Annotated in this window: 16 protein-coding genes and 1 pseudogene; 9 read left to right on the top strand and 8 right to left on the bottom strand. The window is 68.8% G+C overall.

The features are described from left to right. The first annotated feature begins 20 nt into the window (after positions 1 to 20). The 3 genes from AC07EJ_RS39535 (at position 21) to AC07EJ_RS39525 (ending at position 3,054) form a co-directional block, all read left to right on the top strand. On the top strand, positions 21 to 1,340 hold the full coding sequence (locus AC07EJ_RS39535) for an RNA-guided endonuclease InsQ/TnpB family protein (protein WP_478886044.1): 1,320 nt from the start codon (positions 21 to 23) through the stop codon (positions 1,338 to 1,340). 231 nt (positions 1,341 to 1,571) lie between these two features. Then, positions 1,572 to 1,916 carry an effector-associated constant component EACC1 gene (locus tag AC07EJ_RS39530; protein ID WP_478886043.1) on the top strand — a complete coding sequence of 115 codons (345 nt, stop codon included), beginning with the start codon at positions 1,572 to 1,574 and terminating at the stop codon, positions 1,914 to 1,916. After that, complete coding sequence (locus tag AC07EJ_RS39525; RefSeq protein ID WP_478886042.1) at positions 1,801 to 3,054, top strand: caspase family protein; 1,254 nt, start codon at positions 1,801 to 1,803, stop codon at positions 3,052 to 3,054. The genes AC07EJ_RS39530 and AC07EJ_RS39525 overlap by 116 nt, the downstream gene beginning before the upstream one ends. Before the next feature lie 157 nt (positions 3,055 to 3,211). Here the strand turns inward: AC07EJ_RS39525 and AC07EJ_RS39520 are convergent, their stop codons facing one another. The 7 genes and pseudogenes from AC07EJ_RS39520 to AC07EJ_RS39490 all read right to left on the bottom strand — a co-directional run bounded on the left by AC07EJ_RS39520 (position 3,212) and on the right by AC07EJ_RS39490 (position 9,941). After that, positions 3,212 to 3,406, bottom strand: coding sequence for an integrase core domain-containing protein (locus tag AC07EJ_RS39520; RefSeq protein ID WP_478886041.1), 195 nt, complete (start codon positions 3,404 to 3,406; stop codon positions 3,212 to 3,214). Positions 3,407 to 3,522: 116 nt separating this feature from the next. Continuing rightward, positions 3,523 to 4,426: pseudogene (locus tag AC07EJ_RS39515) on the bottom strand (helix-turn-helix domain-containing protein); the annotation flags it as partial. A gap of 62 nt (positions 4,427 to 4,488) precedes the next feature. Then, positions 4,489 to 4,734 (bottom strand): hypothetical protein, encoded by a 246-nt coding sequence (locus tag AC07EJ_RS39510; RefSeq protein ID WP_478886040.1) that lies wholly within the window; start codon positions 4,732 to 4,734, stop codon positions 4,489 to 4,491. Positions 4,735 to 4,909: 175 nt separating this feature from the next. Next, complete coding sequence (locus AC07EJ_RS39505; RefSeq protein WP_478886039.1) at positions 4,910 to 5,575, bottom strand: IS3 family transposase; 666 nt, start codon at positions 5,573 to 5,575, stop codon at positions 4,910 to 4,912. A 405-nt stretch (positions 5,576 to 5,980) separates the two neighbouring features. Continuing rightward, positions 5,981 to 7,006, bottom strand: coding sequence for a LacI family DNA-binding transcriptional regulator (locus AC07EJ_RS39500; protein WP_389488807.1), 1,026 nt, complete (start codon positions 7,004 to 7,006; stop codon positions 5,981 to 5,983). 10 nt (positions 7,007 to 7,016) lie between these two features. After that, positions 7,017 to 8,306: a glycoside hydrolase family 27 protein gene (locus tag AC07EJ_RS39495; RefSeq protein WP_389488805.1), complete on the bottom strand. Its 1,290-nt coding sequence runs from the start codon at positions 8,304 to 8,306 to the stop codon at positions 7,017 to 7,019. A gap of 111 nt (positions 8,307 to 8,417) precedes the next feature. After that, positions 8,418 to 9,941, bottom strand: coding sequence for an alpha-N-arabinofuranosidase (locus tag AC07EJ_RS39490; protein WP_478886038.1), 1,524 nt, complete (start codon positions 9,939 to 9,941; stop codon positions 8,418 to 8,420). 221 nt (positions 9,942 to 10,162) lie between these two features. On the opposite strand from AC07EJ_RS39490, the gene AC07EJ_RS39485 reads away from it, so the two are divergent. The 6 genes from AC07EJ_RS39485 to AC07EJ_RS39460 all read left to right on the top strand — a co-directional run bounded on the left by AC07EJ_RS39485 (position 10,163) and on the right by AC07EJ_RS39460 (position 19,341). Continuing rightward, entirely contained in the window at positions 10,163 to 11,455 is a 1,293-nt protein-coding gene (locus AC07EJ_RS39485) for an ABC transporter substrate-binding protein (RefSeq protein ID WP_478886037.1), read from the top strand. A 6-nt stretch (positions 11,456 to 11,461) separates the two neighbouring features. Further along, positions 11,462 to 12,379, top strand: coding sequence for a carbohydrate ABC transporter permease (locus tag AC07EJ_RS39480; protein ID WP_478886036.1), 918 nt, complete (start codon positions 11,462 to 11,464; stop codon positions 12,377 to 12,379). Next, positions 12,379 to 13,320, top strand: a complete 942-nt coding sequence (locus tag AC07EJ_RS39475) for a carbohydrate ABC transporter permease (RefSeq protein WP_389488795.1) — start codon at positions 12,379 to 12,381, stop codon at positions 13,318 to 13,320. The genes AC07EJ_RS39480 and AC07EJ_RS39475 overlap by 1 nt, the downstream gene beginning before the upstream one ends. Positions 13,321 to 13,334: 14 nt before the next feature. After that, positions 13,335 to 15,833: a beta-galactosidase gene (locus AC07EJ_RS39470; protein ID WP_478886035.1), complete on the top strand. Its 2,499-nt coding sequence runs from the start codon at positions 13,335 to 13,337 to the stop codon at positions 15,831 to 15,833. Between the two features lie 6 nt (positions 15,834 to 15,839). Next, positions 15,840 to 17,150, top strand: coding sequence for an ROK family protein (locus AC07EJ_RS39465; RefSeq protein WP_389488790.1), 1,311 nt, complete (start codon positions 15,840 to 15,842; stop codon positions 17,148 to 17,150). Positions 17,151 to 17,361: 211 nt separating this feature from the next. Continuing rightward, positions 17,362 to 19,341: a glycoside hydrolase family 43 protein gene (locus AC07EJ_RS39460; protein ID WP_478886034.1), complete on the top strand. Its 1,980-nt coding sequence runs from the start codon at positions 17,362 to 17,364 to the stop codon at positions 19,339 to 19,341. A 293-nt stretch (positions 19,342 to 19,634) separates the two neighbouring features. Here AC07EJ_RS39460 and AC07EJ_RS39455 read toward each other — a convergent pair whose 3' ends face one another. After that, positions 19,635 to 20,732: an integrase core domain-containing protein gene (locus tag AC07EJ_RS39455; RefSeq protein ID WP_478886033.1), complete on the bottom strand. Its 1,098-nt coding sequence runs from the start codon at positions 20,730 to 20,732 to the stop codon at positions 19,635 to 19,637. Between the last annotated feature and the right edge of the window lie 27 nt (positions 20,733 to 20,759).

Genomic DNA, 20,759 nt, shown 5'->3' with positions numbered 1-20,759 from the left:
ACTGTAGTAGGGTGATTGTCATGGGCGAACTCGTGTGGGAGAAGCGGCAGTTCGGGCACCGCGCCCGGCTGGCGCTGACGCCTGCACAGGTCCGGCTCATGGATGACCAGGCGCACGCGGCACGCGCGATGTGGAATCAGCTCCACGACCTGTGGCAGATGACGCCGAAGTGTCAGCGCGCTCTGACGCGCATGGATCAGGCGTTGCGGCAGGCCCGCAAGGAGATCGACTGGTACGCGGTGCTGCCCGCGCAGGCCGCGCAGGCGGTACTCAAGACGTACTTCCAGGCGTGGCGGAACTGCTGGGACGGGCGTGCGGACGAGCCGAACTTCAAGGCCCGCTTCCGCACGGCATTGTCGGTGGACATCCCGCAGGGCCGGGACTTGCAGATCAAGCGAGTACACCGACGGTGGGGCATGGTCAACATCCCCAGGGTGGGCCGTGTCCGGTTCCGCTGGACCAAGGATCTCCCCGTCGGCAAGCTCGCCAACAAGGAGAACCGGATCACCGGGGCACGGCTGGTCAAAGACGGGCTCGGCTGGCACATCGCCTTCCGTATCCAGACCCTTGAGCCCAAGCCGGAGCCCCACCAGGGTCCCGAGGTCGGTATCGACGCCGGGGTGAACCTGCCGCTTGCGCTGTCCGACGGCAACCACCAGGACCACGACCGGCCGCCCCGACTCCCGGACGGCACCGCCGACCGGGACAAGTGGCTGAACCCGGATGAGAAGGCCAAACTGCTCCGCCTGGAACAGCGCGCCGCGCACCGCAAGAGCTTCCGCAAGCCGAAAGAGCGCAGCTCCAACCGGCTGCACGCCACCTACGATCAGATCAAGCAGCTCCGCGCAAGAGCCACGCGCCGAGCAATCGACTGGCAGCACAAGACCACCACCGCCATCGCCAAGCAGTACGGCACGGTCGTGGTGGAGCAGTTGCAGATCACGAACATGGTCAAGTCCGCCAAGGGAACCATCGAGAACCCGGGGAGGAACGTCGCGCAGAAGTCCGGCCTGAACCGTTCCATCAGCCAGGAGGCGTGGGGCCGCACCGTGACACTGCTGACGTACAAAACCGCCCGAAACGGCGGAACCCTGGTCAAGGTACCCGCCCCGAACACCTCCCTGCGCTGCTCCGCGTGCGGACTCATCACGCCCGGCAGCCGCGAAGACCAGGCCACGTTCGTATGCAAGAACCCGGACTGCGGATGGTCGGCGAATGCCGACTGGAACGCGGCCCGGAACGTCTTGCACCTGTACCGGATCGGCCTCGTGGCGATCCCGGCTGCCGGGAGGGCAGTCGTCAGGCGCACCCGTGGCGTCAAGCCCGCTGCCGCAAGGTAAGCAGGAATCTCCTTCCTGAGCCTGCGAAGGGAGGAGAGCACTTCAACTAGGGTGTGTGGCAGCGAGGACATCAACCCGTGGCAGCAGGCTGCCGCTGTCACCGGCCGAACGAACCGCACCTTCTTCGTTTGGGGGCCGTCCTGAATCGTCAACTCATGGTCATGAAGCCGTACTTGGTGACATGATGTCCAGCTCATTCAGAGTGCGAACTCATAACAGGGGTGCGGGACGGTGGAGATCTCCATCCGCCCTGACGGAGGCAGTCCACAGGAGCTGGCCTCTCTCAAGCAGTGGTTGTCCACACAGCGCGGCCTGACGGGGCGTGTAAGCCTGGCACGCGCAACTCCAGGCGCTGAGGAACTCGGCAGTGGTGCCCTCGAGTTGTTGGCAGTGAGCCTGGGGACTGGTGGCAGCGTGTCCGTTCTCGCCGGAGCGCTCAGCGCATGGCTCGGCTCCCGCCGTGGCACGATCGAGATCGAAATCGACGGCCGACGTCTGTCGGTCCCCCAGGGGACGGACTCGGCGGAAATCGAGCGCTACATCAACATGCTTGCGGGGCAGCCCCGTGGAGACTGACTTCCTGGACCGTCGACGATCCCGCGCGATATTGATCGGTGCATCCTGTTTCACGGACACTGCTCTCACCCCCGTGCCCGCAGCCGCGAACAGCGTGGACAGATTGAAGGACGTACTCACCGATCCCGCCTTGGGCGGCTGGCCGGAGGAACGGGTCGCAGTGTTCCTCGATCCGCGCGAGACGGGTGCCTTCCAGGCCACCTTGTACGACCTCGCCGAGACGGCCGAGGATGGACTGCTGCTGTACTTCGTCGGACATGGCATGCTCAGCGACATGAGCGAGCTCTGCCTGGCGCTCAGCGACACTCGCGCCGATCGCGGGGAGGCGACAGGGCTGCCGTACGCCAGCATCAAGAAGATCCTTGCCAGCAGCCCGGCCGCGGTGAAGGCAGTGATCCTGGACTGCTGTTACTCGGGGCAAGCCATCCAGGCCCTCAGTAGCGGATCGATCGCGGACAGCACCGCCGTTGCCGGCGTCACTACTCTGACGGCCGCCGATCTCGCTGCCCATGTCGTGCCACTGGAGCAGCAGACGGCTGCTTGCACCTCGTTCACACATCACCTGACTGAGCTCATAAGTCGCGGCCGACCGAACGGCGGTCCCGCACTGACGCTGCATGACATCTACCCCGCGCTCAAGGCGCGTCTTAAGGAGAACGGTCTACCGGCGCCCAACTGGCGGACGACAGGCACCGCCGCGATGTTCCCCATGGCCCGCAACGCCGCCGGACTCCCTCCCGAGGAGGCTACGAGCCGGCCTGTAGGAGAGAGCCAGGCGCTGATCATCTGGCGCCGTGAGGGCAAGACACTGTACGACGCCGATGGGCGCCCTTACGGGGAGACAGGTGAAGGGGAGAACGTCCAATTCGACGCGGACCGGAAGTGGTGGCCCATTGCCCGATCGCGATTCCCGACCCTGCGCGCACTCGTCTTCGTCGTTGACGGACAAGTCAACCGAGTCCGGGAGATCATCGGCATTGATGAGGATGAAACCGGCGAGGGGAACAAGCTTGCGCTCGATGTGAGTCCGCCGCTCACGTCCGCGGAGATGGACGAGCGACTGCCCGGTCTGCCCGTGACCTTGGGGGCTACGCTTCCCGCCGTGCGTGGCAAGCTTTGGGAGTATCTCGCCTATTGAGGTTCCTGGGGGAGTTCGGCACAGGACGTGTGGCCGTCCGAGGAGCGAGGGCGGCCGGTAGAGGGCGCTGCGCCGGCCGAAAATCCCATCCGTGCAGCTCATGCGGCATGTTGGTATTCGTGGAGGACCCCGCCGAGGCGGTCTTTCCGGCGTGCCTTCAGTTGGGCAATCTGTGCGTTGGGTCGGGGGCGGCGCAGGTGCGCTGCTTGCTGCATTGCCTGGTGGGTCGGAGGGTGTTGTAGTGCAGCTCGAACTGGCGAAGGGTGTGCCGCAGGTGGTGCTCGTTCCAGATCAAGGTGGGGTCCAGGAGTTCGTGGCGGGTCTGGACCCAGCGCTCGATGATGGCGTTCATGCGTGGTATCCGGACGCCGGTGAGCACGGTGTGGATGCTGGCGTCGCACCGGATCTGGTCGAAGAGAACAGCGAGTTTCGCGTCCCGGTCCCGGATGAGGTACCTGGCCCTGGTTCCCGCGTCCAGATCAACGTGCGTTCCAGCAGCTCGCGCCGGCAGGTCTGCACCCACCTCTCCATGACCGAGTTCATCCGCGGCATCCGGACGCCGCTGAGGACGCTCTCGATCCCCGCATCTCGCAGGATGGCGTCGAACAGCTCGGGGAACTTGCCGTCCCGGTCTCGGATCAGGAACTTGGCCTTGGATCTGGCGTCTTCGAGGTCCATGACCAGGTTTTTTTGCGGCCTGCGTCACCCAGGGAGCGGTCGGGTGCGCGGTCGCGCCCAGGATCCGGATCCGTCGGGTGCTGTGCTCGATCACCGCGAACACGTACATCCGCGCCCCGGACAGGGTGACCGTCTCGAAGAAGTCGCACGCCAGCAGGGCCTCGGCCTGGGAGCGCAGGAAGTCTGCCCAGGTACTGGAGTTCCGTTCGGGCGCTGGGTTGATCCCGGCCTCCTTGAGGATCTCCCATACGGCGGAGGCAGCCACCTTCACGCCGAGGATGAGCAGTTCGCCGTGAAGGCGCCGGTAGCCCCAGTTGGGATTCTCCCGGGCCAGGCGCAGGACCAGAGCGCGGATGGAGTGCACGGTGCGAGGCCGGCCTGGTCGCTTCGGGCGCGACGCGGCAGCGAGGCGGCGTGCGACCAGGTTGCGGTGCCAGCGCAGCACCGTGTCCGGCCGGACCAGCAGTCGCAGCCTGTGCAGCACGTCCCGCGGCAGCGGGTGCAGCAGTGCCGCCAGAAACGCCCGGTCACTCGGGCTGAATCGCACCCCTTCATTGCCGAGTTGGCGCTTCAGCATCGTGATCTGGTGGCGCAGGGCGAGGATCTCGAGGACCTTGTCTCGGTCGCTCTTCGGCAGCAGGCGCAGCATCGCGAACGCGTTCGTCACACCCAGATAGGCAAGTCGCAGCAGCACGGCGGACCATCATGCCGTGTTGATCACCAACTTCACCAGCACGTGATCCCGCCCGCCCGCGATCAACTCGTGCGCCCTCTCCCACCAGGGCGGATGAGTTTTCGGCACGGGCAGGCGCCGGACCGCCCCGGCATCGTGTCCTCGAGCAGGTCGAGCGCCTTGGTCGACTCGGTGCCGGGCAGGGAGAATCTGTCTCTGCTCTTGGTGCCGGCCTGCGACGCGGCCAGACCGAGACCGGCCAGCAGGGCCACCCACAGCAAGGCGACGACGAACCGGTGCCTGAAGCACCAGCGGGCAAGGGTGGACAACGGAACTCCTCTGGATCGAGGACGAGTTGGGTCCGTTCCAACCTCGTACGTACGCACCGTCCGTTCGTGCGTCCGACGGACGGTTTTCGGGGTACCGCGCTCGCGGTACGGCGCTACGCCGAAGGTGTCGTCGGCCCCGACCACCCGGCACCCGAAGTCGCTCAGGGCATCAAGTTCAGCGACCGCCTCGCGGCCCAACAGGCCGCTCTACCCGCACAATTGCGAAGGAGCGCAGTGTGATGACAACGGTTTGTCGTAGCCGTCCGCGACTGAGCCGACCGACGCGGAAGCGCCGATGCCGGCGAGCCGGCCGGTGCAGCGAATGGAGGCGTATCGCGACCCGCGGTCGCTGTGATGAATGAGCCCGGAGTCCTTCTTGATCTTCCGTCTCCACAGGGCCATCTCGAGTGCGTCCAGCGGCAGTTCGGTTCCGCATGTGGTGGGCGACCTGCCGGCCGACGATCATCCGGGAGAACACGTCCAGGACGCACGCCACGTACGCCCACCCCGACCATGTCCGCACGTAGGTCATGTCTGCCACCCAGAGCTGGTCCGGGCGCGCGGCAGTGAAGTTCCGGTCCACCAGGTCCGGCGGACGCGGCGCCGACTCGGGGACGGTGGTCCGGCGCCGCTGCCCGCGGATGACACCCTCGATACCAAGCTCGGCCATCAGCCGCTCGACCGTGCAGCGGGCCACCTCGACGCGCCGCAGGGCCCTGGTGATCCGGCGGGCGCCACAGGTGCCACCCGAGCCCGCGTGAACCTCCGCGATCAGCGGCATCAGCTGTTCGTCGCGGAGCCGGCGGGCCGACTTCGGCCGCCTCCTGCGGGCGAAGTACATCGAGGGCAACAGCTTCAGGACCCGGCAGACGGGATCGACCCCGAAGCCACGTTCCCGCAGGTGGGTTGATCACCTGCTCGGCCTCGTCCGGGGACGGTCGATCTCCTGGGCAAAAATCACCGAGGCGGCCTTCAGGATCTCGGTGGCCCGCTTCCCCCACACCGGTCGTGCGGACGCGATGCCGAACTCCGCCGACCGGCTACCCCCTCGTGTTCCCGAAACCGTCTGCCGCGCGTGCGGGGCCGATGACACCGATCCGAGGGGCAGTTCAGCCGATCGGGCCGAGCGCCGGCGCAGGGCTGGCGTCGTCGTACGGCCTGACGGTACTGGCGGTGCAAGACGCCGGCTCGTGCGGGAGAAGAAGGCCGGGCAAGCCAGCCGTGCGGTGCGCGAAGCGCCAGCCGGTCACCCCGCAGACGCCGTCGACTCGCGTACCACCACCTCGTAGGGCGCGACGAACCCCTCCGGCTCGCGGTCGTCCGATTCCGGTCCCTTGATGCGGCGTACGAGGAGGTCGACGGCGCGCTGTGCCATGGCGTCGTGGTCCGGGGCCACGGTGGACAGGGACGGGACGAGGTAGGCGCTCTCGTCGACGTTGTCGAAGCCGATGACCTTGACGGCGTGCGGTACGCGGATGCCTACGTCCGCGAGGCCGCGCAGGACGCCCATCGCGACGGTGTCGGTCACGCAGAAGACGCCGTCGAGGTCCGGGCGGGCGGGGGCCGTCGTGCGGGCCCACTGCGCGCCGGCGGCCATGGTGAACTCCGCCAGCTCGTACTCGAGTTGGTGGTCCCCGGGCAGGCCCGCGTCGGCCAGGGCCTGGCGGTAACCCGTGCGGCGTAGGCTGGAGACGTCGACGTCTCCGGGGGTTTCGCTGATCGCGCCGCACAGGAACGCGATGCGCCGGCAGCCCCGCGCGACGAGGTGCCCGGTGGCCGCGCGCGACGCCTCGACGTTCGGCATCGCGACGTGGTCGACGGGGCCGCCGAAGATCCGCTCTCCGAGGACGACGACGGGGAGGTCCGCCTTGAGCCGCTGCGCCTCGCTCGTGGTCAGGCCCGCGGCCGCGAGGATCACCCCGTCGTGGACGCGGGCGCGGGACGGGGCGAGCGTCGCCAGCTCGTTCTCCCGGCGGGCATCGGTCTGTTCGATGCTAACCCTGAGTCCGTGGCGTCCCGCCGCCGCGACGACGGCGGCGGCGAGCCGTCCGTAGTAGGGGCGGTTCACCTCGGGGACGGCCAGACCGATCGTTCCGGTACGTCCGGTGCGCAGGGTGCGGGCGGCGACGTTGACGCGATAGTCGAGGTGGGCGATCGCGGCGAGCACCTTCTCGCGGGTGGCCGGGCGGACGTGGGGCCGGTCGTTGAGGACGTTGGACACCGTCATCGCGGAGACTCCGGCCGCCTTCGCCACGTCCTGGATCGTTGCCATGGTGGGTCGGTCACGCCATCCGGTAGAGCGCGGCGCCGTGCGCGGGGAGGTCCACGGTCAGGGCCCGGCCGTCGTGCGGGGTGTCGGTGCGGGTCCACAGTTCCCGCACGGCGTCCTTGCGGCGCGCGCCGATCGAGCCGAGCGGGACGACATGGCGCCGGGAGGTGTCGCAGAGGTTGAACACGGCGGCGTAGCGGGCGCGTTGGGCCGCGTCCCGCGCCGTCCACAGCACGAGGTCGCGCTCGCGCAGCACTTCGCGGCCGTCGCGGCCGTGCCACAGGACGGCGAGCGCCTCCTCGTTGCTCAGCAGGTCGATCGTGGCGCGGTCCGTGGTGGGCAGGTCGCCGCCCATCATGAGCGGGGAGCGGGAGATGAGCCACAGGGTCAGGAGCGTGATCTGCTCGGGGCGGGTGAGGCGTGAGTGGCGGTCCGCGCCGCGTTCGGCGCGGATGCCGATGTGGCCGAGCGGCAGCATGTCGGCGTCCGCCCAGCCCCGTTCGCCCTGCCACGGCGCCCATCGGGCCATCCGCGCGAACTGCGCCTCGACGTCCTCCCAGCGATCCCACAGGTCGTCGCAGACCCGCCACATGGTGGCGTTCTGGCGCAGGTGCTCCAGGTGGGCCACGGAGACGTCGGTGCCCGGGGACAGGCTCAGCTCGATCGGCCGCCCGCACCGCTCGATGGCCCGCGCGTACGCGGCGATCTCCCGTTCGTGGTACGGGAAGAGCATGTCGTCGGCCTTGATGAAGTCGACGCCCCAGGAGGCGAATTGGGCGACCTGTGCGTCGTAGTACGCCTGCGCGCCCGGATGGTCGTGGTTGAGGCCGTAGTTGTCGGTGTTCCACGGGCAGACGGACGAGGTGTCGGCAATGTCGGCGGCCGTGAACTCCGTACCCAGGACCGGTAGTTGGGCCGCCACCGCGCGCCGCGGGATTCCGCGCATGATGTGCAGCCCGAACCGCAGCCCGAGCCCGTGCACCCGCGCGGCCAGCGGCCCGAACCCGGCGCTCCCGTCCGCACCCGCCGACGGGAACCGGCCCGGCGCGGGCAACTGGCGCCCGTACGCGTCGAGCACCAGCGGCGCGTCTGGGTTGTAGCCGTGGCTGCGGGCCGTCGGCTCGTACCACTGGATGTCGACGGCGACCGTGTCCCAGCCGTACGCCAGCAGGTGGTCGCGCAGGAACATCGCGTTCGCGAGGACCTCGTCCTCGGTGACGGTGGTGCCGTAGCAGTCCCAGCTGTTCCACCCCATCGGTGGGCGCAGCGCACGGTCGGGTAGTGGGTGGGGCAGTGACGTCATCGCGCAACCAATCGTCCAACAGGCTTGTCGGATACGGGAGTTCAGTAAGGTACGAAGACCAGTCGGATACGGGAGTTCAGACCGGTACGGAGTTCCGTCGGATACGGGAGTTCAGAGCACCGGCGCCTGGATCGTCACGAACGTGTGCGGCGGCACCGTCAGCGCGAGGTTCCCGCCCGCGGCCTTCACCCCGTCGAACTCCCGCGGCGCGACGGATGATTGGCCGCCCGGCGTGTTGTGGTCCTGGAGTCGGCCAGCGGTCAGCAGCCGGGCGTGCGGTTCGCCGATCGCGGCGCCGCGCAGGTCGATGACGAGCTCGGCCGGCTCGTCGGCGTCCAGGTTGGTGACGGATACGAGCAGGGAGCCGTCCTTGACGCTCGCCGAGGCCGACACGGTCGCCAACTCCACGCCGTCCACGACCCGTTGGATCCCCTCGCCGCGCAGGTGCACCGCGAGCGAGGTCGCGTCCTGGTGGCCCTTGTTCATCTCGAAGACGTGGTACGTGGGCGTCAGTACCAGCGCGTCACTGTCCGGGTCGGCGAGGATCACGGCCTGCAGGACGTTCACCGTCTGCGCGATGTTCGCCATGTGCAGGCGGGCCGCGTGCTTGTGCAAGATGTCGAAGTGCAGGCTCGCCACGAGCGCGTCGCGCAGCGTGTTCTGCTGGTACAGGAACCCGGGGTTGGTGCCCTGCTCGACGTCCCACCAGGTGCCCCACTCGTCGAGCACCAGGCCGACGGTGCGCCCGGGGTCGTACACGTCCATCACGCGGGAGTGGCCGGTGAGGATCTTGTCCGTGCGCTGCGCGGCGACCATCGTGCGGTAGTAGTCGTCGCGGTCGAAGTCGAGCGCGCTGCCCTTCGACTCCCAGGGCCCGGCCAGCGTGTAGTGGTGGACGGAGATGCCCTGGAAGAAGTTCTTCGGGGTGGCCTCGCAGCCGAAGCAGCTGATCTGCTGCATCAGTGTCTCGGTCCACTTGTAGTCGTCGTCACTGGCACCCGAGGCGATCCGGTAGAGCTTGTTGTCGCCGTGGTCGCGGCAGTATGTGGCGTACTGGCGGGCCAGGTCGGCGGAGTACTCGGCACGCATGTTGCCGCCGCAGCCCCATGTCTCGTTGCCGACTCCCCAGTACCTCACCCGCCATGGCTCCTCGCGGCCGCTGGCCTTGCGCAGGCGCACCATCGGGCTGTCGCCGTCGCGGGTGAGGTACTCGATCCACTCGCTCATCTCGCGGACGGTGCCGGAGCCGACGTTGCCGTTGATGTACGGCTCGGCGCCGAGGAGTTCGCACAGCGCCATGAACTCGTGGGTGCCGAAGTGGTTGCTCTCCTCGACGTTGCCCCAGTGCGTGTTGACCATCCGGGGCCGTTCCACGCGCGGACCGACGCCGTCGCGCCAGTGGTACTCGTCGGCGAAACACCCGCCCGGCCAGCGCAGGTTGGGGATGTGCAGGGCACGCAGCGCTTCGACGACATCGAGGCGGATGCCGCCCTCGTTGGGGATCGGGGAGTCCTCGCCGACCCAGAAGCCGCCGTAGACGCAGCGGCCCAGGTGCTCGGCGAAGTGGCCGTACAGATGGCGGCTGATCGTCGGACCGGGGATGTCGAGGTTGATGACCGCGATGGCTCGGGGCACGGATGACTCTCCCGGCGGCGAAGGGGCGGGTGTGTGTATCGATAAAACGTGGCAGCGGGGCGCGGGTGGCGTCAAGCCGTGCGCCCCAAAAACTCGTGGTGGACAGGGACTTGTCCACGTATTAAAACGACGGTTAGTTTAACCACCGCTCGAACACGGGATTCCGGTCGTCGAGCTCTCTCCACGTGCGTTCGCACACCTCACCAACGAAGGGCAGAGCCATGTCTGCTGACAGGGTCCAGTTGTCGCGCCGCGGGTTCTTCGGCATGGGTGCGGGGGTGGCGGCGGGCGTCATCACGCTCACGGCCTGCGGCTCCGGCTCCGGCGGTTCGGCCGGCTCCCCGCTCACCATGACCGTCTGGGGCGGTGACACCGACCGCAAGACGTACCAGAAGCGGATCGACCTGCTGGTGAAGAAGTACCCGGACCTGAAGGTCAAGCTTCAGCTGATCCCCTCCGACTCGTATGCGCAGAAGGTGCAGACGATGATCGCGGGCGGCAGCGGCCCGGACATCATGCAGGTCGCCGAGAGCGTCAACACTTACTCCAGCAAGAACCAGCTGCTGCCCCTCGACGACATGGTCAAGAAGGCCGGCCTCGACCTGAACAAGCAGTTCGGTCCGGTCGGCTCGATCTACGCGTACGAGGGCAAGACGTACGCGATCCCCGACCGTTCGGGCGCGATCACCGTCTACTACAACAAGGACCTGTACGAGAAGAAGGGCATCAAGGCGCCCACCGCGGACTGGACCTGGGACGACGCGCTCGACGCCTTCAAGGAGCTGACCGTCCCCGGCAAGCAGTGGGGTTACGGCGGCGCCGAGTGGTACCCGCAGTGGTGGAGCCTCGCCTACCAGAACGGCGGCACCATCATCGACGCCGACGGCCGCCCCGCCGTCGACAGCGACGAGGTCGTCGAGGCCCTCCAGTGGGCCGGTGACCTGGTCTTCAAGCACAAGGTGGTGCCGAGCAAAGCGGACTACGCCGACATGGGCTCCGAGGTCGGCGCCGACCAGGCGTTCCCGCTGCAGAATATCGCCACGCACGCCAACGGCTTCTGGGTCATCGCGGGCGTCGCCGACGCCAAGTTCGCTTGGGACATCGCGCCGATGTGGCGGGGCAAGAAGCAGGCCGTGTCCGCGTTCGGCAGCGGTCTCGCCATCTCCCGTACGTCCAAGCAGCGCGACAACGCCTTCAAGGCGATCCAGTTCCTCACCTCGGCCACCGCCCAGAAGGAGATCATCGCCTCCGGCGAGGACGTGCCGGCCAACCTCCAGGTGCAGCACAGCGAGGCGTTCCTCAAGCCGAAGTGGATGAAGACGGACATCGACATGGCAGCCTTCGGTGAGTCCAGCGACTTCGTCTTCCGTGCGCCGTTCATCCCCGAGTGGACCGAGATGCAGTCCGCAATGGATTCGGGTCTCGCCGACTTCTGGCTCGGCAAGGAGAGCGCTAAGAAGGCGCTGACCAAGCTGCAGAAGGACCTCGAGTCCATCGTCAAGTCCGGCAGCTGACGCGCCATGGCGACCGTGCACGCCTCCTCGACAAGGCGGCGCCGTGAGGCGCTCTGGTTCTATCTGTTCGTCTTGCCGTGGGTCATCGGGTTCCTGGTCTTCCTGTTCGGGCCGATGCTCGCGTCGATGTACTACTCGTTGACCGACTGGGACTCCTTCACCGCGCCGCAGTGGGTGGGCTTCCACAACTACGTCACCCTGCTCACCGACGACCCCCGGTTCTGGAAGGCCCTGTGGCACACCTTCGCCTACGCGGCGATCTCGGTGCCGCTCGGTCTGGTGCTCGGCCTGTGGCTGGCGAACCTGCTCAACAAGCAAGTGCGCGCACGGAAGTTGCTGCGCACGCTGATTTACCTGCCTACCCTGGTCCCGCTCGTCGCCACCGCAATGATCTTCCGTCAGGTGCTCGCACCGAAGGGACCGCTCAACGACGCGCTCGGCCTGCTCGGCATCTCGGGACCCGACTGGCTGCTCGACGGATCCTGGGCGATCCCCGCCCTGATCGTGATGTCGGCCTGGAGCGCGGGCAGCGCGACGGTCTTGCTGCTCGCCGCGATGAGGGGCATCCCCAAGGAGCTGTACGAGGCCGCGGAGGTCGACGGTGCGGGAGCGGCCCGGCAGTTCTGGAGCGTCACGCTGCCGCACCTCACCCCGATCATCTTCTTCAACCTGATCATGGGCCTGATCGGCGCGTTCCAGGTCTTCGCACAGGTCTACATCCTCATCCCGAAGGGCAAGATGCGCGCCGCGTACGACGGGGCCGAGACGATGGTGCCGTACCTCTTCGACGAGGCCTTCGGCAACTACCACATGGGCTACGCCTCGGCGATCTCCTGGCTGCTCTTCCTGGTGGTGCTCGGCTTCACGCTGATCGCCTTCCGCACCACCCGGCGCTGGGTGTTCTACGAAACAGAGGTGAAGTGATGACCGGCCTTCTCACCAGCGACACCGCGGCGGCGCACCAAGCGGGAGCGGGAGCCGCGCCGCGCGGGGCCCGCGCCGGGCAGGGGCCGGGCACCGTCCGGGCGTTCCGGGCCACCCCGTTCACGTACGCGACGCTGATCGTCGTGGCGGCGATCCTGACGGCGCCCCTCGTGTTCGTCGCCTCGATCGCGCTGTCCGGCGACGCGACGGTGAACACCAACTCGTTCACCCTGCTGCCCACCCAGTTCCACTGGGAGAACTTCGGCCGGCTCTTCGGCACCGAACTGCCCATGGGCCGGTTCCTGATCAACTCGGTGATCATCTCGCTGTGTTCGGTCGCCGGCCAGATGCTGAGCAGCGGCCTCGTCGGCTACGCCTTCGCCCGCCTGCGGGCCCCCGGCAAGAACGCCCTCTTCCTTGTCGTCATTGCGACGATGATGATCCCGACGCAGATCACGATGATCCCCCAGTTCGTCCTCTTCCGGGACCTCGGCTGGGTGAACACCTATCTGCCGCTGATCATCCCGAACTTCTTCTCCAACGCCTTCAACGTCTTCCTGGTACGGCAGTTCGTCTCCCGCCTGCCCAGCCAGCTCGACGAGGCGGCCATGGTCGACGGACTCGGCTTCTTCGGGATCTACCGGCGCATCATGCTGCCCATGATCTGGCCGGTCCTCATCGCGATCGGCATCTTCACCCTGACCCACACCTGGGGTGACTTCATGGGCCCGCTGATCTATCTGAACGACGAGTCCAAGATGCCCCTGTCGCTGGGTATCCAGTACATCACCAGCACCTCGGGGGCGGGCCAGGCGCCGCCGTGGAACCTGGTGATGGTCGGTTCGATCCTGCTCGCCGTCCCCATGATCATCGTCTACTACCTGGGCCAGAAGTACCTGTACGAGATGGACATCAGCGGCGGAAGCGCGGGCGTGAAGTGAACCGGACATCGGACGTGAACCAGATATCCCTCGACGGTCCGGGCATCCGCATCGACGGCGCATCCCGCACCCTGCTCTGCGCGTCCCTGTTCTACTTCAGGCTGCCGCGCGAGCAGTGGCGGGCCCGCCTGGAGCAGGTCCGCGACTCCGGCTACCAGTGCGTGGACGTGTATCTCCCCTGGAACTTCCACGAGTTGACCCCGGGGGAATGGTCCTTCGAGGGGCGCCGCGACGTCGCCGCCTTCCTGGACCTCGCCCACGAGACCGGCCTGTACGTGATCGCGCGCCCCGGCCCGTACATCTGCTCCGAGTGGGACGGCGGCGCGCTGCCCGCATGGCTTGGCCTGGACCCGGAGTTGAGGATCCGTCAGAACGAGCCGCGGTTCCTCGCCGAGGTGGCCGGATGGTTCGACCGGGTGCTGCCGCTGATTGCCGAGCGCCAGTATCCGGCCGGCGGCCCGGTCGTCATGGTGCAGCTGGAGAACGAGCTGGACTTCTTCGACTGCGCCGACCGGACCGGGTACCTGACGGCCCTCCGCGACATGGCGACGGCTCACGGCATCACCGTGCCGCTGATCGCCTGCGCAGGACAGGGCGACCTCGCGGGCGCGACGGGCGATGTCCCCGGCGTCGTACCGGCCTGCAACTTCTACCCGGACGACGACTCCCCGTACATCGAGGAGGAGGTCCGCCATTACGCGGACCTGCTGCGCGCCCGCGGCCTGCCGCTCCTGATCACGGAGACGAACCGCCGCCACCGCACCCTGCGCCGCCTGCTGGCGAGCGGAGCGTCGCTGATCGCGCCCTATCTCCAGTCGTCCGGCTGGAACTTCGGCCACACCCCGTCCACCGGGAACTGGGGCGACCCGGGCAGCTTCATGAGCCACGGCTACGACTTCGACGGTTACGTCTCCGCGACGGGCGCCGCACGCCCCGAGTACGAACAGGCGCGGATCCTCGCGCGGCTCGTGGACGCATACGGGCAGCGCCTGACCCGCGCGCGGCCGACGGCGCCCCCGGCACGGATCGCCTGTGACTTCCCGACCAGCTCTGTGCACGCGGCGCTCGCGCTGGAGGGCGGCGGACATCTGGTCGCCGTACCGCACCTGGGCAGGGGAGAGCCGGGCCGGGCCGTCGTGGGCGGCGTCGAAGTCGCCGTCGCGGCGGACAGCTGCCCACTCATGGCGATGGACGTCCCCTTCGGGGCGGCGGTCGTCAACCTCGCGTCCGCGGACCTGGTGGAGGCGACGGACGACACGCTCGTGTTCGTGTCGACGGTCCCGGTGACGGTGGTCGTCGACGGGGTGCGGGTGGAGCTCCCGGCGCCGACAGCGCAGGCCCCACGGCGGGCGACGGCGGGCGGTCTGACGCTGGTGGCCCGGGCGCCGGAGGAGACGACGGCCGAGGCAGGGCCCCGTCGGGAGGTACTCCGTTCGGTACGTCGCAGGGGCGCGTCGGCAGCCGCACAGGAAGCCGGCCGGCACACCCACCCGCCGACCCTGGAGTCCCTGGGCGCGTACCGGGGGCGCGGCACCTACCGCACCACCACCGACCTGACGGACGTGGACGACCTCCTGCTCACGGGCGCGGCGGACCTGGCCGACCTCACGATCGCGGGCCGTGTCCGCCCGACCATCGCCGGTTTCGGTGCGGCCGAACTCATCGACGTACGGGAGGTGTCCGGCGAGGCCGCCATCGAGGCCGTCGTCGAGATCTGGGGCCACGCCAACTTCGACGACGCCCGCCTGCCCGCCCTCGTGCTCGGCGCACCGCGCGGCCTGGGCACCCTGTATGCGGTACGAGCCACACACGACGCCTCCGCGCTGTGGCGGGTGAGCGAGCAGTGGGCGGGCGAGCCCGCACCGCTGCGGGTCCTCGGCGGCTGGAGCAGCACGCGCGTGGGCATCCCGCTCACCTACACCCGCGACGTCGCGCTGTCCGGCGCCGGGGCGCTGCACCTGCGCGGGCTGACGACACCGGTACGGGTCTCGGTCGACGCGGGCGCGCCGTGCACGGTGCACGGCGAGAACCCGTGGGTACTGCTGCCGGAGGGCACCCGCACCGTGTCGGTGACGCTGGTGCACGACCCGAGCAGCGCCCGGCCGACGGCCGACCTGCTCGCGCTGGAACCGGTGACGGACTGGGCCTGCACCGTCGAGACCGACGAGCACCTGCGCCAGTTCGCCAGGCGCGGGACGGCCGGGCTCCCGGTGGACCTGCCGCTGACGCTGAAGCCGGGCGAGGAGGCATGGCTCGACGTCGACCTGCCGCCGGGCGACGGCGGCCGGCTGCTGCGCGTCGACGGCGACCGCATCCGCGTGACGGGCTGGTCCCGGGGCGAGTGCATCGGCCGGATCTGGGCGGACGACGACCGGCCCCGCTTCACCGGCGGCGACGCCGACGCGCTCTGGCTGCCGCCCGGCTGGTCGGACCTCACGCTGCTGGTCAGGGGCCTGGCCGGGAAGGAGGATGCCCGGCTACGTACGCTGTGGCTCGACCATCTGGACGACTGAGGGGGAATGGTGGCGCGCCGCACGGCTCGTGATCTTCGCAACGAGAACCGGTTCGAGATCCTGCACGCACTCTTCGAGCGGGGTCCTTCGACCCGGCAGGAACTCACCCGGCACACCGCACTGAGCGCCGCCACGGTGGCGACGGTGATCACCGAGTTCGTCGTCGAGGAGGTCCTGCAGATCGCCACGGTGGAGAAGAACACCGTGGGCCGCCCCTACGAGCGCCTCGCCATCAACCCCGCACGCGGCCGCATCGTCGGCGTCGACGTCGCCGAGACCTACCTCGACGCCACCGTGTTCGACATGGCGCTCGGCGTGCTCGGCCACGCCGAGGTCGCCCTGGACGAGTACCAGAACGACCCGCAGTACGTCGTCGACGGCATCACCCGCGTCGTGCGGGCCGCCCTCGACGACGCGGGGATCACGGACCCGGAGACCGTCCTGGGGGCGGGCGTCAGCCTGCCGGGCCACGTCCACCCCGATGCCGGCGTCTCCGTCTTCGCCCCGAACTGGGACTGGAAGGACGTCCATATCGAGGAACTCCTCGAGGCCCGCCTCGGCATGCCCGTGTACGTCGACAATCCGCTGAAGGCGATCGCGGTGGCCGAACTGTGGTTCGGCGCGGGGCGGACGGCCGACAGCCTCGCCGTCGTCAATCTCGGTACGGGCGTCGGCGTCGGCGTCGCCATCGAGCGCGGCCTGATCCGGGGCTCCGCAAACAACGCCGGGGAATGGGGGCACACCCTCCTCCAACTCGACGGCAGACCCTGCCGGTGCGGGCGGCGCGGCTGTGTCGAGGCGTACCTCGGCGTCCACGGTCTCCAGGTCACGCTCGCGGACATCGCTCCGGAACATCCGGCGCTGCGCGCGGCGGGCCAGAGCGAGTTCGTCCAGGCCCTCGCCGCGGGGCTTGCGGCCGGCGCGAGTGGGCCGGGCGTGGGATCCGGTGCGCGGGCCGCGCGTGGGGGGTCCGGCGTGATCGATCCGGCCCTGGCGGCCCTCGTCGAGCGCACCGCCCACTATCTGGCGGCGGCCCTGGCCGACCTGGTCAACCTCCTCGACATCCCCCGCCTCACCCTGACCGGCTGGACGACCCGGGCGCTCGCGCCCTGGCTCGTGCCCGCGGTCCGCGCCGAACTCCCCGGCCACGTCCTGCCCGGCTCCCGCCAGGACCTCACGGTCGAGGCGTCGTTGGTGCCGGGCAATCCCGTGGCCGTCGGCATGGCGGCGTTCGCGCTGGAACAGTTCCTGGTCACGCTGGGGCTCGCCGGTCCCGCGAGCAGCCGTCCGGTGCGGCGCCGAGAGGCACAGGCCTAGTAGGACTCCGTTCGGTCGTTCTCGATCTTGGTGTCGGGTATGCCCTGGCGGGCAGGGGCGGCCGTACGATCCGGCGGCGGGCCAAGTGCCTGTGCGGACAGTTCTGATGAGTGTTGGGCTAACCCATTGATTAACTCCGGCCCGCTGATTAACGTCCGCCGCAGCCGCCCCCTCCACCCCGTCTTCACCTCAAGGGATCGGACAACTCGCCGTGCTGTCACGCCACGTCAACCCCGCCGCCTCGCGCCGCTCCGTTCTGCGGGCCGCCGCGGGACTTGCCGCGCTGCCGCTCGTCGCCGCGCTGCCCGCCACGCACGCGTCGGCGGCGTCCGCTGATACCGGGGGCGACACATCCACCCCTTTCACCCCCGGCCAGCCGTGGCGGGACACCGCCGGGAACGTCATACAGGCCCACGGCGGCCAGGTCGTCGCCGCCACGGACGAGGCCGGTGCCCGGATCTGGTACTGGTACGGCGAGGACCGCAGCAACGGCTACTACAACAGCCCTGGTGTGCACGTGTACTCCTCGCGCGACCTGCACCACTGGACGGACGAGGGCCTCGCCCTGCGCGCCATGGAGTCGGCCGACCAGTTCGACACCGATGCCTACTTCGCGTCCCTGTACGCGGACTACGACGCCGACCAGCGCGCCGCCGTCTATCGCGACCTCGGCACCAAGCAGGTCAGCAGCACCGTCAACCCGGCGATCATCGAGCGCCCCAAGGTCATCCACAACGCCCGCACGGGCAAGTGGGTCATGTGGATCCACGCCGACGGGTCTTCGGCGACGTCGGGCGCCCAGTACGCCAAGGCGCGCGCAGGCGTGGCGGTCTCCGACTCCCCGACCAGCCCGTTCCGCTACATCGACAGCTACCGGCTGCACGTTGCTCCCGAGGGCGAGGACAACTACCAGCCGGACAACCCGGGCATGGCCCGCGACATGAACCTCTTCGTCGACGACGACGGCACGGCGTACATCATCTACTCCAGCGAGGAGAACTACTCGCTGTTCGTCTCGCGCCTCGACGCCGACTACACCTACCTGGCCACTGCGCCCGACAAGGCCGTCAAGGGCGTGGACTTCACCCGCCCCTACATCGGTGCGCACCGCGAGGCCCCCGCCCTCTTCAAGTTCGGCGGCACCTACTACCTGATCACCTCGGGCGCCACCGGCTGGGACCCCAACCCGGCCTCGTACGCCACCGCCACCGACATCCTCGGCGAGTGGACCGACCACGGGAACCCGGCGACCGGCGACGGCGCGTCCACCACGTACAAGTCGCAGTCCACGTCCGTGATTCCGGTCGATGCGAAGGCCGGCAAGTACGTGTACATGGGCGACCGGTGGACGCCCTCCGACCTCGCCAACTCCCCGTACATCTGGCTGCCGTTGAGGTTCGGCGAGGGTGACTCGATGACGCTGCCGTGGCTCGACAGCTGGACCCTGGAGGACGACCTCACCGCCCAGGCCCGCTACACCGTGAACGCCGAACTCCCCGGCCACGTCTGGCTCGGCGCGGCCCCCGACCTGCCGCGCACCGTCTCGTACACCTCCGGAGGCGAGCGGCGCACCTCCCGCGTCACCTGGGACACCAGCGCGCTCACCCGGCCGGGAATGTGCCCGGTCACCGGCACGCTCGTCGACTTCGGCGGGCGCACGTTCACCCGCGACCTGCTCGTCGTGCCCAAGCGGCTGCGGTACGCGGTCAACGCGGGCGGCGACACCACCGACGACTGGACGCGGCTCGTCGCGGTGGCACGGCGCTCGGGCACGGTCCTCAACTCCGTGCCGGAGCAAGCGCTCGGCAAGGACGCGGCCACCGGCGCCATCTGGGGTTACACCAGCGAGGGCAGCAAGGCGCGCAACGTCTCCGGCGGTGACCTCTACACCACCCTGCGCTACGCCGTCTCCGGCCGGACCCTCACGTACACCATGGGTGGCCTCGACCCCTCCCGTACGTACACGGTGCACGCCGGCTACTACGACCCGTGGCCGTGGGCCAACCGCGCCGCGCGGGTCACCGTCAACGGTGAGGTCGTGGATGGCCAGCGGCTGTTCACCGACGCGCCGACCGCGGGCGCGTACACCGGTGTCACCCCGAATGCGGACGGTGCCATCACGCTCGACGTGATCCCGACCCGGTCGTCCGACATCCAGTTGAGCTGGGTGATGGTCGCCGAGGAGGGCTGAACGCCCGGGCGCACACGCTCGGTTGCCGCGCCCGCCGCCACAACCCCGTGCGGCGGCGGGCGCGCCCAACTGCGGCTGCAACTGGGCGCACTCGCCCGTCAGACGTGGCCGCACGCGTACGAGGTGGTGATCAGCTGCAAACCGGGGCGGCACCGCCGAGGTGTCCGCGGCGGCGCGCGTCGTCCTGCCGGGGCGGGCGCAGCCGGTCAGCTGGGGCGGCGCGGCATCCGGCCGACTCTCGGCACAGCTGCCCCGATCAAGGGTGCGTCTGCCGAAAATCTCGTCCGTGCTGGTCAAGCGGCATGTCGGTACTCGTGGAGGGTGCCGCCGAGTCGGTCGTGTCGATGTATGTCGAGACGGGCGATTTCGTCGGGATCGGTGATGGGTTGGGGCACTGGGCGGAGCGGCGCTGCCTGTCTCATGGCCTGGTGGGGTCGGTGGGTGTTGTGATGGGTCTCGAATTCGAGAAGGACGTGGCGGAGGTGAAGCTCGTTCCAGATGAGGGTGCGATCCAGGAGTTCGTGGCGGCAGGTCTGCACCCACCGCTCCATGATCGAGTTCATGCGTGGCGTGCGGATGCCGCTGAGCACGACCTCGATGCCGGCGTCGGCGAGGATCCGGTCGAACAAGGCGGGGAACTTCGCGTCGCGGTCTCGGATCAGGTACCGCGCCTGGCTGTCGGCATCCTCGAGGTCCATGACCAGATTCTTCGCGGCTTGGGCGACCCAGGAAGCGTTCGGATGCGCGGTGGTACCAAGGACGCGGACGCGACGGGTGGCGTGTTCGATGACGGCCAAGATGTACTGGCGTTGGCCGGTCAGGGTGACGCTCTCGATGAAGTCGCAGGCCAGCAGGGCGTCGGCCTGAGAGCGCAGGAACGTTGCCCATGTGGTGGCGGTACGGTCGGGAGCTGGGTCGATGTCTTCTTGTTTGAGGATTTCCCAGACGGTGGAGGCGGCGATCTTGATGCCTAGGGTGGCGAGTTCGCCGTGCACTCTGCGATATCCCCAGTGCGGGTTCTCGCGGACCAGACGCAGGGTCAGGAGGCGGATGGAGCGGACGGTAGGTGGCCGTCCGGGCCGTTTGGCGCGGGAGGTCTTCGCGTGGCGTCGCTTGACGAGGTCGCGGTGCCAGCGGAGCACGGTGTCGGGTTGGACGAGCAGCTGCAGCCGGCGCAGTGCCGCGCGGGGCAGTGGCGTCAGCGGCGCGGCGAGGAAGGCTCGGTCCTCGGACCGGAACGCGGGCTTGCCGGGGCCGAGTTGTCGCTGCAGGACGGTGATTTGGTGGCGGAGCGCGAGGATCTCGATGTCTTTGTCGCGGGCGTTCATTGGTAGTAGCCGCAGCGCGGCGAAGGCGTGGGTGACGGCGAGATAGGCGAAGCGGATCAGCACAATTGGTGATCATGCCGTGTCCAGGGA

The sequence above is a fragment of the Streptomyces sp. NPDC045026 genome (assembly GCF_056432625.1).
This window is presented reverse-complemented; position numbering and strand designations above follow the sequence as displayed.

Excerpts from the sequence above, each read along its gene's own strand:
- AC07EJ_RS39475 (WP_389488795.1), top strand. The coding sequence starts at position 12,379 with ATGACCGGCCTTCTCACCAGCGACACCGCGGCGGCGCACCAAGCGGGA.
- AC07EJ_RS39480 (WP_478886036.1), top strand. The coding sequence starts at position 11,462 with ATGGCGACCGTGCACGCCTCCTCGACAAGGCGGCGCCGTGAGGCGCTC.
- AC07EJ_RS39465 (WP_389488790.1), top strand. The coding sequence starts at position 15,840 with ATGGTGGCGCGCCGCACGGCTCGTGATCTTCGCAACGAGAACCGGTTC.
- AC07EJ_RS39495 (WP_389488805.1), bottom strand. The coding sequence starts at position 8,306 with ATGACGTCACTGCCCCACCCACTACCCGACCGTGCGCTGCGCCCACCG.
- AC07EJ_RS39500 (WP_389488807.1), bottom strand. The coding sequence starts at position 7,006 with ATGGCAACGATCCAGGACGTGGCGAAGGCGGCCGGAGTCTCCGCGATG.
- AC07EJ_RS39485 (WP_478886037.1), top strand. The coding sequence starts at position 10,163 with ATGTCTGCTGACAGGGTCCAGTTGTCGCGCCGCGGGTTCTTCGGCATG.
- AC07EJ_RS39520 (WP_478886041.1), bottom strand. The coding sequence starts at position 3,406 with ATGAACGCCATCATCGAGCGCTGGGTCCAGACCCGCCACGAACTCCTG.
- AC07EJ_RS39535 (WP_478886044.1), top strand. The coding sequence starts at position 21 with ATGGGCGAACTCGTGTGGGAGAAGCGGCAGTTCGGGCACCGCGCCCGG.
- AC07EJ_RS39505 (WP_478886039.1), bottom strand. The coding sequence starts at position 5,575 with ATGTACTTCGCCCGCAGGAGGCGGCCGAAGTCGGCCCGCCGGCTCCGC.